The sequence below is a fragment of the Polaribacter sp. R77954 genome, from assembly GCF_044595335.1.
GTDB lineage: Bacteria > Bacteroidota > Bacteroidia > Flavobacteriales > Flavobacteriaceae > Polaribacter.
In genome coordinates, this window is the sequence record NZ_CP138992.1 from 885,890 (window position 1) to 901,628 (window position 15,739).

The following is a 15,739-nucleotide window of genomic DNA, read 5'->3' on the forward strand; positions in this document are numbered from 1 at the left end:
ATTTAAACAAGCAACTATATTGCAGCGTAATTAATGCTTTTTTAATGTTGATTTTATATATTAAGTAATACTATTTTATTTACATTATACTCTTAATTAATAATCACTCCCAATTGGTGAACCATCAGGAATTTGTGGTGCATTTTGCTTTTTAAATGAAGTTGGATTTTTCAAAAACCCGTCAATCATTTTTATCATAGCAGCATCATATATTTTCTGAACTCCCTCTGATTTTTTATTTTTTAAGATTGATTGTATTTCGTCTAACTTAAACATTACAATAGCGTTTACTTGTTTGTACTGATTTTTATAGGCACCCAAATAAAACAACTGCTCTAAAACCTTGGTATTAATAACATTTTGTAATTCTTGATAATACCCATCTTTATGACTTTTTTTAACAGTTTTAGTAACCAATTCATCAATCAGTTCTTCTAAACCCAATTGTTTTTTATCTAAGCTTTTATATGCAATTAATCGTGACATTCTTTGTGGATTTAACAATAAATTCAACGTCATTTCAGAAGCTGTTTCAACCGCAGAAAAAGCATCAAAAGCAGCACCTAATTTACTTTTAAAAGATTCACGAGTTCTACCATAACCTATGGCTCTTGGTGGAAACAAAGCTAGCTTTTCTTTAGGAATTGCTATTTCATCAACAGCCAACGTTCTTAAAACGGCTTGCAAAGCAATTCTTTCTGTAGTTCCAGAAACTCTTTTTACCACTGTTTGATTTCCTCCTTTTACAGCATAACTATAGTCTAAACCTCCAATCAATTTTGTTGTGGCTTCCGTTTGAAAACGATGTAAAAAATAAAGCGGAACAAAAACATCTTCTAAAACAGAATAAGGTTGACCTGTTTTAATATTATCCGTAGAAAAATTAGCAATTGCTGTTTTTCTCACTTTTAACAAATTATATAATTCATCATGAATATTCCCTCCATTATCCCATAAATGCGCTGTTGCACTTGCACTACTTTGTGGTCTTGCATCAGCATCCGATAAATATTTTAATCCGCTTGCGTAAGCTTCTTCTAAAATTTTATTTAAAGCTTCATCTACATTTGTTTCTTCTGTAAAATCTTGATATGAATAAGCAACTGTTACTTTATCCCAAGCCCCAATTTTATCATCATAAGCATTAGAAAAATCAATTTTACCATCTTTTAAAGTAAATTTTGGATGTGGATAATCCATTACAGAAGTTCTACCATTTGTACTAGCAGAAAAGTTATGTGAGAATCCTAATGTATGCCCAATTTCGTGAGCCGCTAATTGTCTTATTCTGGCAATTGCCATTTGTAATGCAAAATCATCATCTGTATTATTAGTAGTATAAGGTGCTTGCAACGCTTGTGCAATTAAAAAATCTTGGCGAATTCTTAAACTTCCTAAACTAACATGTCCTTTAATAATTTCTCCAGTTCTTGGGTCTGATATGTTTGAACCATAACTCCAACCACGAGTAGATCTGTGCACCCATTGCACCACATTATAACGCACATCTAACATATCTGCGTCTTTTGGCAACATTTTAAATTGAAAAGCATCTTTATATCCTGCAGCTTCAAAGGCTTGATTCCACCAACGTCCACCATCTAATAAAGCAGATCTTACAGGTTCTGGAGTACCTCTATCTAAATAATAAATAATGGGCTCTACTGCTTCTGAAATAGCAGCTTCTGGATTCTTTTTTTCTAATCGATGACGATAAATAAATCGTTTTGTAATCGATTCATTTACGGGCGTAGAATAATCTAAATAGCTCATTTGCCAAGAACCAGAACGTGGATCGTATTTTCTTGGTTTGTAATTATTGTCTGGTAATTCTACAAAAGAATGATGCTGATTTACAGTAACTGCACTAGCATCTGGCACAACACTTCTAATATTTCTTCCTTTTGGAGTACCTTTAAAAGTAAGCATAACATCAAATTCCACATTTTTTGGAAAAGCTTTTGTACGGCTTAAATTAAATGCACTTCTGCTTTTATCTAAACTGTAATTCCCTTCTTTTTGTCTTGCTAATCTTGATGCTACTCCATGTGCATCTCTCATAAAAAAGGAGGTTGCATCTACCAAATAACTTCCTTTTTTGGTTTCTTTAACTACAAATCCGTGTAAAACTGATTTTGCAAAAGCTTCTTTTACCGAGTTTTTTTCTTCTAAATTGTCAGTAATGGCTCTAAAATCTTGGTTAGGTTGCACTATTAAAATCTTATTTCCAGCTTTTTTAAAATATACTACTACTCCACCTCCTAATTGCCCTCTATCTAAACCAATATCATTAGATCCAATTCCTTCTGATAGCGAACGTACATATAAAAATTCGTCATCTAATTGATCTATTTGTAGAAAGAGTTTATCTGAATTTTCATCATAATAAAAAGTAAAATAGCCCTCGTATTTTGTAATTCCTTTTTGTAAATTTTTGCCAGATTTTTCGATAAAAAATTGAGAAAACCCATTAAAATTGATAGCTAAAAATAAGAAAAGAAGTAGTAATTTTTTCATTGTAAAATATTTTCTATAAATCTATAAAATAACTATCAGCTTTTAAAACCATAAATCTTAAAAATTCATTTATTTTTGTGAAGCTTATGATTACACAAGACCAACTTAAAGATATTTCAACTAGAATCGATAAACTAAAAACATATTTAGAAATCGATAAAAAACTGATTGAAATTGCAAATGAAGAAGAAAAAACAGCCAATCCTGACTTTTGGAACGATCCGAAAGAAGCAGAAAAGGTGATGAAAGAATTACGGTTCAAAAAAAAATGGGTAGAAGATTACCATAAAGCCATTACTTTAAATGAAGATGTAAACGTACTTTATGAATTCTTTAAAGAAGGTGAAGTTGAAGAATCTGAAATTACAGCACAATTTGAAAAAGTGAGTACTTTTTTAGAAGATATTGAGTTTAAAAACATGTTGTCTGATGAAGGAGATTCCCTTTCTGCAACCATTCAAATTACAGCAGGAGCTGGAGGTACAGAAAGCTGTGACTGGGCAGAAATGCTGTTTAGAATGTACACCATGTGGTCTGAAAAACAGGGTTATAAGTTAAAAACACTCAATTATCAAGCTGGAGATGCTGCAGGAATTAAAACCGTTACTTTTGAAGTTGATGGCGATTACGCTTTTGGATGGTTAAAAGGTGAAAATGGTGTGCACAGATTGGTAAGAATTTCTCCTTTTGATAGTAATGCAAAACGTCATACAAGTTTTGCTTCGGTTTATGTGTATCCTGTTGCTGATGATTCTATTGATGTGGATATAAATCCTGCTGATATAGAAATTACAACAGCACGTTCTAGTGGTGCAGGTGGACAAAATGTAAACAAAGTTGAAACCAAAGTGCAGCTAACACATAAACCTACAGGCATTCAGATTCAGTGTTCTAATTCGCGCTCGCAACACGATAATAGAGCTACAGCCATGCAAATGCTAAAATCGCAATTGTATGAAATTGAATTGAAAAAACAACAAGCTGCCAGAGATGACATTGAAGCCAATAAAATGAAAAACGAATGGGGAAGTCAAATAAGAAATTATGTAATGCATCCTTATAAATTGGTAAAAGATGTTAGAACTGCTCACGAAACAGGAAATGTAGATGCTGTAATGGACGGAAATATCAATGCCTTTTTAAAAGCGTATTTGATGTTGAATGGGCAAAAGAGTGGTTAGTTGTTGGTTGTTGGTTGTTGGTTGTTGGTTGTTGGTTGTTGGTTGTTGGTTAAATTGATAACTATTTTCAATTCAACTTTATCAGACACCCAAATTTAAAAATTAAAAAAAAATGATAAAAATATATCACAATCCAAGATGTAGAAAATCTAGAGAAGGATTGCAATTATTGGAAAATTCCGGTAAAGAATTCGAGATCATTAAATATTTAGAAACTGTGCCAAGTGAAGCTGAGTTAACAGAAATTATTAATTTATTAGAGATAACTCCTATTCAATTGGTTCGAAAAACAGAAAAAATTTGGAAAGAAAATTACAAAGGAAAAACGTTATCTGACGCTGAAATTATAAAAGCAATGATTGTAAATCCTAAACTAATTGAGCGTCCAATTGTTATCTATAAAAACAAAGCTATTATTGGTAGGCCACCATCTAATATTCTAGAAATTTTATAAAATATTTTTTTTAATTTTTGTTTAACTTTTTTTTAACTGATTTAAACTAAACTTAAATAGAAATTTGCAGTCTAAACAAAAAAATCAACTCGTTTTGACTAAAAAAATTACTATTTTATTGTTTTCTTTATTATTAGGAGGCTCATTATTTTCTCAAAAACAAAAAAACTCAAATCAAGTAGCTATTACAGGTAAAGTTGTAGATTCCAACTCTAATCAACCTTTAGAATATGCTACCATTGTTTTAAAAGATGTAGCAACTCAAAAAATTTCTGGAGGTATTACAGACATTGAAGGTAATTTTAACATCAAAACACAAAAAGGAACTTACGAAATAAGCATTGAGTTTATTTCTTTTAATTCTAAAAAATTTCCAAAAAAGGTAATAAATTCCAACTTAAATTTAGGTACCATAAAATTATCGGAAGACACAAGTTCGTTAGAAGAAGTGGTTATCATCGCAGAAAAAACTACTGTTGACATACGTTTAGACAAAAAAGTATTTAATATTGGTAAAGATTTATCTATTCGTGGAGGAAACGCAAGTGATGTTTTGGGCAATGTACCTTCTGTACAAGTAGATGTTGAAGGTGCTGTAAGTTTGCGAGGCAATGAAAACGTTACTATTTTAATTGATGGACGACCAAGTGCTTTAGTAGGTTTAAATGGTGCAGAAGCGTTAAGACAAATACCAGCAGAAGCTATTGAGAAAGTAGAGGTTATTACCTCTCCTTCAGCAAGATATGATGCAGAAGGTACAGCTGGTATTTTAAATATCATATTAAGAAAAAACAAACTAACTGGTTTTAACGGCTCTCTTCAATTAGATTTAGGATATCCTGCTAGAGTTGGTACAGCATTTAATGCGAATTGGAGAACAAAAAAATGGAACCTCTTTACAAACACAGGTTTTAGATATAATGAAACCCCAGGTAACTCTTATTACGATACAAAATATGTCAATCCAACATCAGAAAATATAGATAGAATTATAGAAACAAGAAAATTTGATAGATTAGGAAGGTCAATATTTACAAGCTTTGGTGCTGAATATTACCTAACAAAAAATTCTAGTATTATTGGTAATATAATTTTTAATGGTGGTAATGATGATGATGTAAATACAAATGTTATTGATAGATTTGAACCTAATGGAAACATAAAACAAGCTACTAAAAGAACAGAAGACGAATCAGAAGATGAAGAAAGAATACAGTACACCTTAGATTATGTGAATACTTTTGATGATTCTGGAAAAAGATTATCTGTAAACTTACAGTACTCGACAGAAGTAGAAGATAAAATAAACTTTATACCAGAGGTTGATGTTATAGCCAATTTTACTGATGAAATTGAAGAAGTTATCGAAAGTCAAAATGAAGATAGAGCTTTACTACAAATTGATTATGTACATCCTGTTGGAGAAACGATACAATATGAAGCAGGATATAGAGGAAATTATAGAGACATTTTTAATAGTTTCTTCTTAGAACAAACAGATTTTAAAAACAATATACCTACAGAAGTTCTTTTAGACAATAACTTCAATTATAAAGAATTTGTAAACGCAGCCTACTTTCAATATGGTCAGAAATTTAATAATATATCTCTTTTAGCTGGTTTACGTTATGAATATACATCTGTAGAAATTGATCAAGCTAATGTTAGCGTTCCTAAAAAGAGTACTTATGGCAATTTATTTCCTACTTTAAATTTAGGTTTTGAATTTAAGGATGGCGAAAATATGACCTTAGGATATAATAGAAGAGTTCGAAGACCTAGAGGAAGAAGCTTAAACCCTTTTCCTAGCAGATCTAGTGAAGCAAATATTTATACGGGTAATGTAGATTTAAATCCGGTATTTACTGATGCTGTTGATTTAGGATATTTAAAACGATGGGAAAAATTTACGTTAAGCACCTCAATTTATTATAATATAAGTAATGATAGTTGGGAAAGAATTCAGGAAGATACAGGGGAAACCACAGATAATGGTGATCCAATTACAAGAAGATTTCCGGTAAACTTATCAACAGAAGAAAGAGTAGGTTTTGAATTTACGTTAAACTATAGACCTTTTAAAGTTTGGAACATCAACAGTGATTTTAATTTGTTTAATGTTACTACAGATGGAGACTACACAAACCCTGTTACTAATAAAACTCAAAATTTTGATTTTCAAAACACAGCATTTTCCTTACGTATAAATCAAAAAATAACACTTCCAGGTAAAACTGATTTACAAATCAACTCTAATTACAGAGGCGCATCTCAAAGTGCCATATCTCAAAGAAATGGAATTTTTACAATGAACATTGCAGCTAGTAAAGATTTTTTTAACGAAAAAGCTTCTTTAAGTTTAAATATTAGCGATGTTTTTAATGGACGTAGAAGTGAACGAACAACAATAATACCAGATTTTTCAGAACAATACAGTGAATTTCAATGGAGAGAGCGTCAAATAAGAGTTAGCTTTGTATATCGTTTTAATCAAAAGAAAAAAAGAGAACGAGGCAATAGAGATTATGATGGTGGTGGTGAAGAGTTTGAAGGATAATTTTCTGGGCGTTCGAGCGGGCTTTACATTACAATCTTTTGCTCATGCTTCACAAAAGGATTTCCATTTCAATCCCTAACGCAATCTTAAACTCATAAAAAAAACTCGTAAAGTAATACACTTTACGAGTTTTTTAATAGGTTATAAAAGTAAAAGTTATTTACCTTCAGCAGCTTCTTTAGCCTCTTTCTTTAATTTTAAGTTTTCCAAAATGGTACCACCAATCCAATAAGGTACTACGAATGTTAATAAGAAAATCAACAACCAAAAACCGGCTGTAAAAATAAACATAAATAAAACTAGTCCTGAAAATTGTGAAAAATCTAACATCTGTGCGTTTTGAAAATTATTTTAAGCAAAAATAATATTTATTTTTAAAAATTCATATCAAAAAAACTTTTTTTTAGCTTTTAAAAATGACATTTATCAACTTTAACTGCTAATTGTTTTTTGTAAATTTGTTTCATCTAAAATTTATAGTAAAAATGACAAAATATAGAGTAGAAAAAGACACCATGGGTAAGGTTAATGTGCCAGCAGATAAATATTGGGGGGCACAAACAGAACGTTCTAGAAATAACTTTAAAATTGGTGCACCAGCTTCTATGCCTTTAGAAGTAGTTTATGGCTTTGCATATCTTAAAAAAGCAGCTGCATTTACCAATTGTGAATTAGAAGTTTTGTCATTAGAAAAAAGAGACTTAATTGCACAAGTTTGTGATGAAATTTTAGAAGGCAAACACAATGACCAATTTCCTTTAGTAATTTGGCAAACGGGTTCTGGTACACAATCTAACATGAATGTGAACGAAGTAATTGCAAATAGAGCACACGAAATTGCTGGAAAAATTATTGGTGAAGGCGAGAAAACCATTCAACCTAATGATGATGTAAACAAATCGCAATCATCAAACGATACTTTTCCTACAGGTATGCATATAGCTGTCTACAAAAAAATCGTTGAAACTACTATTCCTGGCATTGAGCAATTAAGAGATACTTTAAAAACAAAATCAGAGGCATTTGCTGATGTTGTAAAAATTGGACGTACACATTTAATGGATGCTACTCCTTTAACCTTAGGACAAGAGTTTTCTGGTTATGTAGCACAATTAAACTTTGGGTTAAAAGCATTAAAAAATACGTTAGAACATTTATCTCAATTAGCATTGGGTGGAACTGCTGTAGGTACTGGACTAAACACTCCTACTGGTTATGATGTTTTAGTTGCAAAATACATTGCCAAATTTACAGGAATGCCATTTATTACTGCCGAAAATAAATTCGAAGCTTTAGCGGCTCACGATGCTTTGGTAGAAACGCATGGTGCTTTAAAACAAATTGCGGTTTCTTTAAACAAAATTGCTAACGATATCAGATTAATGGCTTCTGGCCCAAGATCTGGAATAGGAGAAATTATTATTCCTGCAAATGAACCAGGTTCATCTATTATGCCAGGAAAAGTAAATCCTACTCAAGCTGAAGCCATGACCATGGTTTGTGCGCAAGTTATGGGTAATGATGTTGCTGTAACTATTGGGGGTACTCAAGGACATTATGAGCTAAACGTTTTTAAACCAATGATGGCTGCAAACGTATTACAATCTGCACAACTAATTGGCGATGCTTGTGTTTCTTTTGATGAAAATTGTGCTGCTGGTATAACACCAAATCATTCTAGAATAAAAGAGTTAGTCAATAATTCATTAATGTTAGTTACTGCCTTAAATACAAAAATAGGCTATTACAAAGCTGCAGAAATTGCAAATACGGCTCATGAAAATGGTACAACTTTAAAAGAAGAAGCTGTGCGTTTGGGTTATGTAACTCCAGAAGAATATGATGCTTGGGTAAAACCAGAAGAAATGACTGGAAGTTTGAAATAAATAAACCCATTATATTACTATGTAATAGGTATTGATATTTTAAGAAGAGACTGTTTTAAAAGTACTAAATTATGTCATTTATAACCAAATGCCATGGAGTCGAAAAATCTATTCAATTAAATTCAATGAATTAGATTTCTCCATAAAACTAAATTGACAGGCTTTAAAACTTTTCAGACAGTCTCTTTTTATTTATATATTTTAATATGATATATACCTATTAAAAAAAGGTTTCTTTAGATCAACATCAAATAAAACAAATTCTGAGAATACACCTAGAAAAAATTAAGGTTTAGGAGGATCTTCTCTAAAGGAAGATGGTAAAATATCTGGAATTAGCTTAATTAAAAGTGGAAGTAGTAATGCACCACCAGGCAATAAAAAAACAGCCAAAGCAGGTATAGACTTACAAATATCTAATAACTGTTCTTTTACTTTTTCTTTCTCTTCTTCAGATAATTTTGAGTGCGTAGACTTGCGTATTAATTGCATTGCCTCTTTACTTTGAGACAGTTCTTGATACAATCTCAATTTATTTCTTTGCAATAATTCTTTAATCTCATCAACTGTTTTCATTATAATTTTCTACGTTTACGCTCGGTTTTTAAGAGATTTAATTCTCTACTAGTTTGCCCTTCTACAGATGTGTTTTCTTCTGCTCTGCGAATTAAATACGGCATAACATCTCTAACAGGACCAAAAGGTAAATATTTTGCTACATTGTAGCCTTGGTTTGCCAAATTGTAACTAATATGATCGCTCATACCAAATAATTGGCCAAACCACAAACGATTATCATTTTCATGAACTCCACGTTTTTTTGCCAATTCCATTGCCAAATAAGAGCTTTCTTCATTATGCGTACCTACAAATAGTGCCATATTTGGGTGTTCTATCATATAAGTAATAGCAGCATCATAATTTTTATCTGTAGCGTTTTTATCTTTACATATTGGTGATGGATAACCTTTTGCTTCTGCTCTTTCTCGTTCTTTTTCCATATAAGCACCTCTAACTACTTTCATACCTATATGAAATCCTTTTTCTTTAGCTTTTTGATGCAAACCCTTTAAATAATCCATTCTATCATGTCTATACATTTGTAATGTATTAAAAACAATAGCTTTGTCTTTATTGTAGGTTTCCATTAGTTCTTCAATTAAATCATCTGCAGCTTTTTGCATCCAACTTTCTTCACCATCAATTAATAAAGGAACATCTTTTTGATGGGCAACTTTACAAACTTTCTGAAAACGAGCCACTACTCTATTCCACTCTTCTTGTTCTTCATTATCTAAAGTTTTTCCTTCAGATAATTTTTGATACAATGCAAACCTGCCAAAACCTGTAGGTTTAAAAACTGCATAAGGAATGGATTTTTTTTCTTCGCAAAAATCAATAATTTTAAGAATTTTTTCTAATGCACCATCAAAACTTGCCTCTTCCTCTTTACCTTCTACAGAATAATCTAAAACACTGTGTACATTGCCATTATTGTACATATTATCTATAATAGGCATACAATCATTTTCTGTTACACCACCACAAAAATGATCAAAAACAGTAGAACGAATTAAACCTTCTATGGGTAAATGTGCTTTTAATGCAAAATTAGTTACAGCACTACCTATTTTAACCATAGGTTGATTCTGTATCATTCTAAACAAAAAATAGGCTCTTTCTAATTGCGAATCTGATTTTAATGCAAAGGCCACTTCAGTATTGTCAAAAAGTTTCATACTACATCGTTTTAGTAGATACAAATATACCATTAGAATAGCAATTATTATAGAATTTGTTTTTAATTTGCACAATCAATAATAATACAAATGAAAACCATTCAAGCAGTTTCTTATCCTGTTCATTTTCAAAAAGAAAGCTATACAGCGCTCTCTAATTTAATCGATAAAAATAATTACTCAACTATCTTTATTTTGGTTGATGAAAATACGTTAGCGCAATGTTATCCTAAATTTATACCGAATTTAAAAACCGACAAAACGATTGAACTTATAGAAATTGAATCTGGAGAAATCAATAAAAATTTAGAAACCTGTATTGGTGTTTGGAATGCAATTACAGCATTGGGTGGAGATCGTAAAAGCTTACTAATTACTTTAGGTGGTGGTGTTATTACAGATTTAGGTGGTTTTGTAGCTTCTTGTTTTAAACGTGGAATTGATTTTGTTAACATACCCACTACCCTTTTGTCTATGGTTGATGCTTCTGTTGGCGGAAAAACAGGTGTAGATTTAGGGGTTTTAAAAAACCAAATTGGTCTGTTTGCTAATCCTGAAATGGTTATAGTTGATGTTGATTATTTAACCACAGTTGCACCAAGAGAAATAAAATCGGGTACAGCAGAAATTATTAAATATGGGCTGACTTATGACATCCATCTTTTTAATGAAATAAAAGACAATAAAAATTTAGAGATTAGCGACTTAATTTTTAGATCTGTTGAAATTAAAAATGAGGTAGTTTTACAAGATCCTAAAGAAAAGAACTTGCGCAAAATTTTAAATTTTGGACATACTTTGGGGCATGCAATCGAATCTTTTTACTTAGAATCTGAAGATAAAGAAAACCTTACACATGGTGAAGCGATTGCTATTGGTATGGTTTGTGAATGTTATATGTCATCAAAATTATTAGGTTTTCCAACAGAAAAAGTTGGTGAGGTTAAAAACTTAGTTTTATCTATTTATAATAAAACCAACTTACTACAAGAAGATTTTTCATTAATCTTAGATTTATTAAAACACGACAAGAAAAATGTTAACGGCCAAGTAAATTTTGTGCTGTTAAATGACTATGAAGATTTTAAGTTAGATTGTAAAGTGCCTTTAGAATTGGTTACTGAAAGTATGGAGTTTTATAACGAGTAATTTATATATCTTTAAGAACAATCAACTAAAATTATTTAAAGATATAAAAGACAAACTGAAAAGTAGATTAATAGGTGATTTTGAGTAATGTCATATATATTAAATTATTAGTAAATAAGATTTCTCCATTACAGTTAAAAAGACAAATTTTAATGCTTTTTAGACGGTGGTTTAACAAAGCTTAATAAATAGTTGTTTTATATATTTTGTGTAATACGTAACAGTGTAAAAAAATTATTGTTTTATAAATTTTTCATTACGAATTCCATTACTAGTTAGCACTTTGGCTAAATAAATACCTTTTGCTAAAGTTTCTAAATTTATATTATTGCTATTAGAATATAAGATTTTCTCACCCAATATATTATATATTTCTACACCTTTAAATTCTAGATTATTGAATACAGAAATTGATAACGTTGAAGTTGCAGGATTTGGATGTATTGAAATATCTTTTGAATTTTCTACCATAGGCACTTGAGGATTAAAATATGGTATCGCAAAATTATAGGCCTCAATCCCAACTTTTTCTCCAATAAATCTACCAGGAAGATCATCTGCTGGAGGATGAATTCCTCCCCAAATTCTTGATAAACTCGTTTGATCTGAAGCATCTCTATAAGTTGCCCATTGTAAAGTGATATCTACTGATGGACCTTTTTCAAAAACCAAAAATTCATCTTTTTTTGCCACAAACTCGCCCATTCCACCAGGAAAAAATTCATTTCCTGTTATAAGTGTCATGACTTCTGCTGCAGCTCTAGAAAATGTAGAATGACCAGATACAAAACCCGCAAAAGGAGGCGTTACAAACGACGGCCTTTGGTAAGGCCACCAGTTTTCTGCTAAAATCCAACCTACACCAGCCACATCTGTTTCTGAATTTGAAATAAAATCGTGTCCTTTCCAGCTATACAATTTAATTTTTCCTACATTTTGGTTATTTGATCCACTTAAGGGGTCACCAACCTCTACAGTTTCAATAAAACCATCAATTAATGGAATACCTCCAATATGATAATTCTCTAAATTAGGGTTGGTACTTTGCCCTAATTCGCACATATATCTAATTGCAGAAATGGGTCTAATATAATCGTACCAACCTTTTATTCCCCAAGCAGAAATAGCAGCATCATGCATAGCACCAGATAAAATAAAATAGGTTTTTACATCCCATTCTAACGAACTTAAAACTGCCCCCTTTCCATTAAATCTTTTTTCTAATTGTGGATGGTCAGATACATAATTTAAAATAGTAAACCAATGACCTGGTGGTGTTTCTGAATCTGGACCATCTGCCCAATACTCTGCAAGCACTCTTCCATAATCTCCTCTTGGAACCATTTGTACATCATAAGGCAGACCAGTTGATGGGTTTATAGAATGCCCTTTACTAATATCACCCCCTTCAATTAAATTATAAAAATCTGGAAAATCTGAAAACGATTCTGGAATATTCTGGATATCAATATTTCCAATAGTATTAGGTGAAATATCTAACATTACACCATCTGAAGGGTCTAAGTGAGAACCCCAAACTGAAACCAAAGAAAAGTTCCATTTATACTCTTCATTTTCTGTGGTTTTATTTGTGATATCTAACTCAGGTGGCTGACCAGGATTATGATAAACACGATATATTTCTCCATTTCTTTCAAATAGTTCGCTATTTGATTCAGATAAAGAAAATGGAAATACACTACCCCATTCAGCTCCTAAAAAACTAGGCACAGATCCTGTAAACAAATTTCCACTTTGATCTATAAAAGTGTTAAATGATAAAGGTTGCCAACGATTTGGATTTAATAATCCTGTAGGCTCACCAAAGACACTTAAATTTAGAGCTGGGTTTATAGGATCATAAAAAGAATTTTCATAATCATTACTTTCATTAGAACCATCATTTTTCCCATATTCAATAAGCATTTGAGCTATATAATTACCTAACGCAGCAGCATTTCCAGTTTCATAATCTACAGAAGTAAAAGAAATATCAAAACCTAGCTGATTCATAATTAAATTAAAACGCTCTAAACTTTTTTCGGCTCCTGGAGAGTTTTTAAAACGATGCATTAAAAGTCGATAAGTAGCATAGCTCATTGTCTTTTTTTGAGAAACATCTTCTGTTTCTAAAGGTGTAAATTCATTTAAATTACTTGTAAAACCATGCACAGTATTTCCTATAAAATATGGTCTTGCAGTATTGTTATAAATAGCCCAACTATCAAATAAAGCTACTGAGGTATGGAATAAATTACGTGCATGCACAGTTGGCCTTGCAAAATCTTTACGAATAGCTTCTAAAAGAGCTTCATTCCAAATTCTTGCTATTGAAACATTTTCAGAGACATTATTTATATGAAGTGCTACATTAAGACTTGAAATATCACTAATACAATTATCGTTAAAAACTTGCGCAGTAACAATACCTAAAGGCTCTAACCCCCAAGTTACCGATATTGAATTTGTACCTTGACCTTTAATAATATGCCCCCCTTCTACTGTCCATTTAATTTGATTATTTTCTAGAAGATTATAGCTGTAAGTATCTGTATTATTAAAACCAGATTCTGTTACACCTGTAATTTCTGAAACCGACAAATACTCACAACTGCCATCATCTCTGGTGGCTAATGGATTGTAATTACACGATTCTGGATCTGTGCATCCATAAATAAAGTTGGCTGGTTGTATATTAAGCACTTCTAACCCCTTACCTTCTATGGCTTTTAAATGTTCATTAATTTTAAGATTATCGTAGGTTTCAATAAGACCCAAAGGCCACTTTATAGTTAGTTTTTTTATTTTTGTTGCCTCAGCTAAACCAAAATGAACGGCTTGTAAACTTTGAGATAAAAATCCTATACCCGTATAATAACGATGAAAAGTCCCTTTATCAGTTTCAACTGAAATTGTAGTTCCAATAGCATCTCTATTAGACAATGTACCTTGTAAAGATAATTTAAACCAACTGAAATTATTTGCTTGATTAGGCTCAATAGTTTGGTTACTGTAAAAATAGGATGCTCTATCTAAGTTAGATACAAATAAATCTAAATCGCCATCATTATCAAAATCAAAAGAACATGCACTATACCCTTTTGAAACATCATTTAATTGTATTTCTGATGAAATATCTTGAAAGGTATCTTGACCTTCATTTTGTAGGTTCTTAAAGTAAAAATTATTTTCTGGTCCACTTAATTCAAATCCGTTAACAATAAACAAATCTTCATCTCCATCTAAATCAAAATCAGCAAAAATATTATCCCAAGCCCAACCTGTTTCCTTTACATTTTTATCTAGTGCTACATCTGTAAAGGTGTTATTTCCATTATTTTTAAGCAATGCATTTTCATTGATATTAGTAATAAAAAAATCGAAATTTCCATCATTATTATAATCGTTTATAGCAATACCCATATCATCTTTTGCATGGTCTAAGCCATAACTTGCAGCATCTTCAAAACTATCTATTCCATTTACATTGATTAATAGCTCATTAGGTTCATCTAAATCATTAGATATGTAAATATCTAACCAACCATCTTTATTAAAATCGTATGGAAATGCTAAAAAAGAAGGCCTATTTTTTTTGGAACTTGCAAACTTTAACGATTCGTTTTTAAAAGTTCCATCACCATTATTAATGTAAAAACTATTGTAATCACATTCTCCCCAATCAGAAATATAAATGTCTAAAAATCCATCATTATTAAAATCGAACCAAGTGGCACTTGTGTTTAAACAATTATTGGCTGTTGTAATTCCTGCTTCTGTAGTTTGTTCTGTAAAAGTTCCATCACCATTATTATGAAAGAGTTGTACTTTATATTGATGTGTAAAAAACAAATCTGGAAAACCATCATTATCATAATCACCCCATGAAGCCCCATATTTAACGCCTTCTAAAGCCGGATTTGATGGTGTGTAACTTATAGAAGGAAATAAGTTTGAAATACCAGATTGGCTAGTAACATCTGTAAAAGAGCCATTATTATTATTTCTAAACAGTTTACTGTGTGTTTTTTCATTACCATTTACATCTTTTCTGGCTCCGACTACAAAAATATCTAAGTCTAAATCTCCATCATAATCAGCTACAGCAACCCCATTATTTTGTTCTAAAATATTGAGACCTGCAACATCTTGAATTTGTTGAAAAGTTTGCGTGAATATTGGATTAGAACAAAGTATACCTAATATAAAGGAACAAAGGAAATATTTCATAATAACTCTACTTGTTTTAAGTATCA

10 protein-coding genes are annotated in these 15,739 nt (G+C 31.2%); 5 read left to right on the forward strand and 5 right to left on the reverse strand.

The window, feature by feature from the left end; all coding sequences use genetic code 11:
- Positions 1–96: 96 nt before the first annotated feature.
- The gene (locus SJY27_RS03885) at positions 97–2,517 is read right to left on the reverse strand and encodes a zinc-dependent metalloprotease (RefSeq protein WP_397446945.1); all 2,421 of its coding nucleotides are present in this window, start codon (positions 2,515–2,517) and stop codon (positions 97–99) included.
- A gap of 86 nt (positions 2,518–2,603) precedes the next feature.
- Here SJY27_RS03885 and prfB point away from each other — a divergent pair, with 86 nt between their 5' ends.
- The 3 genes from prfB (at position 2,604) to SJY27_RS03900 (ending at position 6,709) form a co-directional block, all read left to right on the forward strand.
- A complete protein-coding gene (gene prfB, locus SJY27_RS03890; RefSeq protein WP_397446946.1) occupies positions 2,604–3,698 on the forward strand; it encodes a peptide chain release factor 2 in 1,095 nt (364 codons plus the stop codon).
- A 112-nt stretch (positions 3,699–3,810) separates the two neighbouring features.
- A complete protein-coding gene (gene arsC / locus SJY27_RS03895; protein WP_397446947.1) occupies positions 3,811–4,152 on the forward strand; it encodes an arsenate reductase (glutaredoxin) in 342 nt (113 codons plus the stop codon).
- A 94-nt stretch (positions 4,153–4,246) separates the two neighbouring features.
- The gene (locus SJY27_RS03900) at positions 4,247–6,709 is read left to right on the forward strand and encodes an outer membrane beta-barrel protein (RefSeq protein ID WP_397446948.1); all 2,463 of its coding nucleotides are present in this window, start codon (positions 4,247–4,249) and stop codon (positions 6,707–6,709) included.
- Positions 6,710–6,865: 156 nt separating this feature from the next.
- Here the strand turns inward: SJY27_RS03900 and SJY27_RS03905 are convergent, their stop codons facing one another.
- Complete coding sequence (locus tag SJY27_RS03905) at positions 6,866–7,039, reverse strand: hypothetical protein (protein WP_397446949.1); 174 nt, start codon at positions 7,037–7,039, stop codon at positions 6,866–6,868.
- A 155-nt stretch (positions 7,040–7,194) separates the two neighbouring features.
- Here SJY27_RS03905 and fumC point away from each other — a divergent pair, with 155 nt between their 5' ends.
- Entirely contained in the window at positions 7,195–8,595 is a 1,401-nt protein-coding gene (gene fumC / locus SJY27_RS03910; protein ID WP_397446950.1) for a class II fumarate hydratase, read from the forward strand.
- 285 nt (positions 8,596–8,880) lie between these two features.
- Here the strand turns inward: fumC and SJY27_RS03915 are convergent, their stop codons facing one another.
- Both SJY27_RS03915 and SJY27_RS03920 read right to left on the reverse strand, forming a co-directional pair.
- On the reverse strand, positions 8,881–9,171 hold the full coding sequence (locus SJY27_RS03915; RefSeq protein ID WP_397446951.1) for an LETM1 domain-containing protein: 291 nt from the start codon (positions 9,169–9,171) through the stop codon (positions 8,881–8,883).
- The gene (locus tag SJY27_RS03920) at positions 9,171–10,334 is read right to left on the reverse strand and encodes a proline dehydrogenase family protein (protein ID WP_397446952.1); all 1,164 of its coding nucleotides are present in this window, start codon (positions 10,332–10,334) and stop codon (positions 9,171–9,173) included. The genes SJY27_RS03915 and SJY27_RS03920 overlap by 1 nt, the downstream gene beginning before the upstream one ends.
- Before the next feature lie 90 nt (positions 10,335–10,424).
- Between SJY27_RS03920 and aroB the strand changes: the two genes are divergently transcribed.
- On the forward strand, positions 10,425–11,483 hold the full coding sequence (aroB, locus tag SJY27_RS03925; RefSeq protein WP_397446953.1) for a 3-dehydroquinate synthase: 1,059 nt from the start codon (positions 10,425–10,427) through the stop codon (positions 11,481–11,483).
- 234 nt (positions 11,484–11,717) lie between these two features.
- Here aroB and SJY27_RS03930 read toward each other — a convergent pair whose 3' ends face one another.
- Positions 11,718–15,713, reverse strand: a complete 3,996-nt coding sequence (locus SJY27_RS03930; RefSeq protein ID WP_397446954.1) for an FG-GAP-like repeat-containing protein — start codon at positions 15,711–15,713, stop codon at positions 11,718–11,720.
- Between the last annotated feature and the right edge of the window lie 26 nt (positions 15,714–15,739).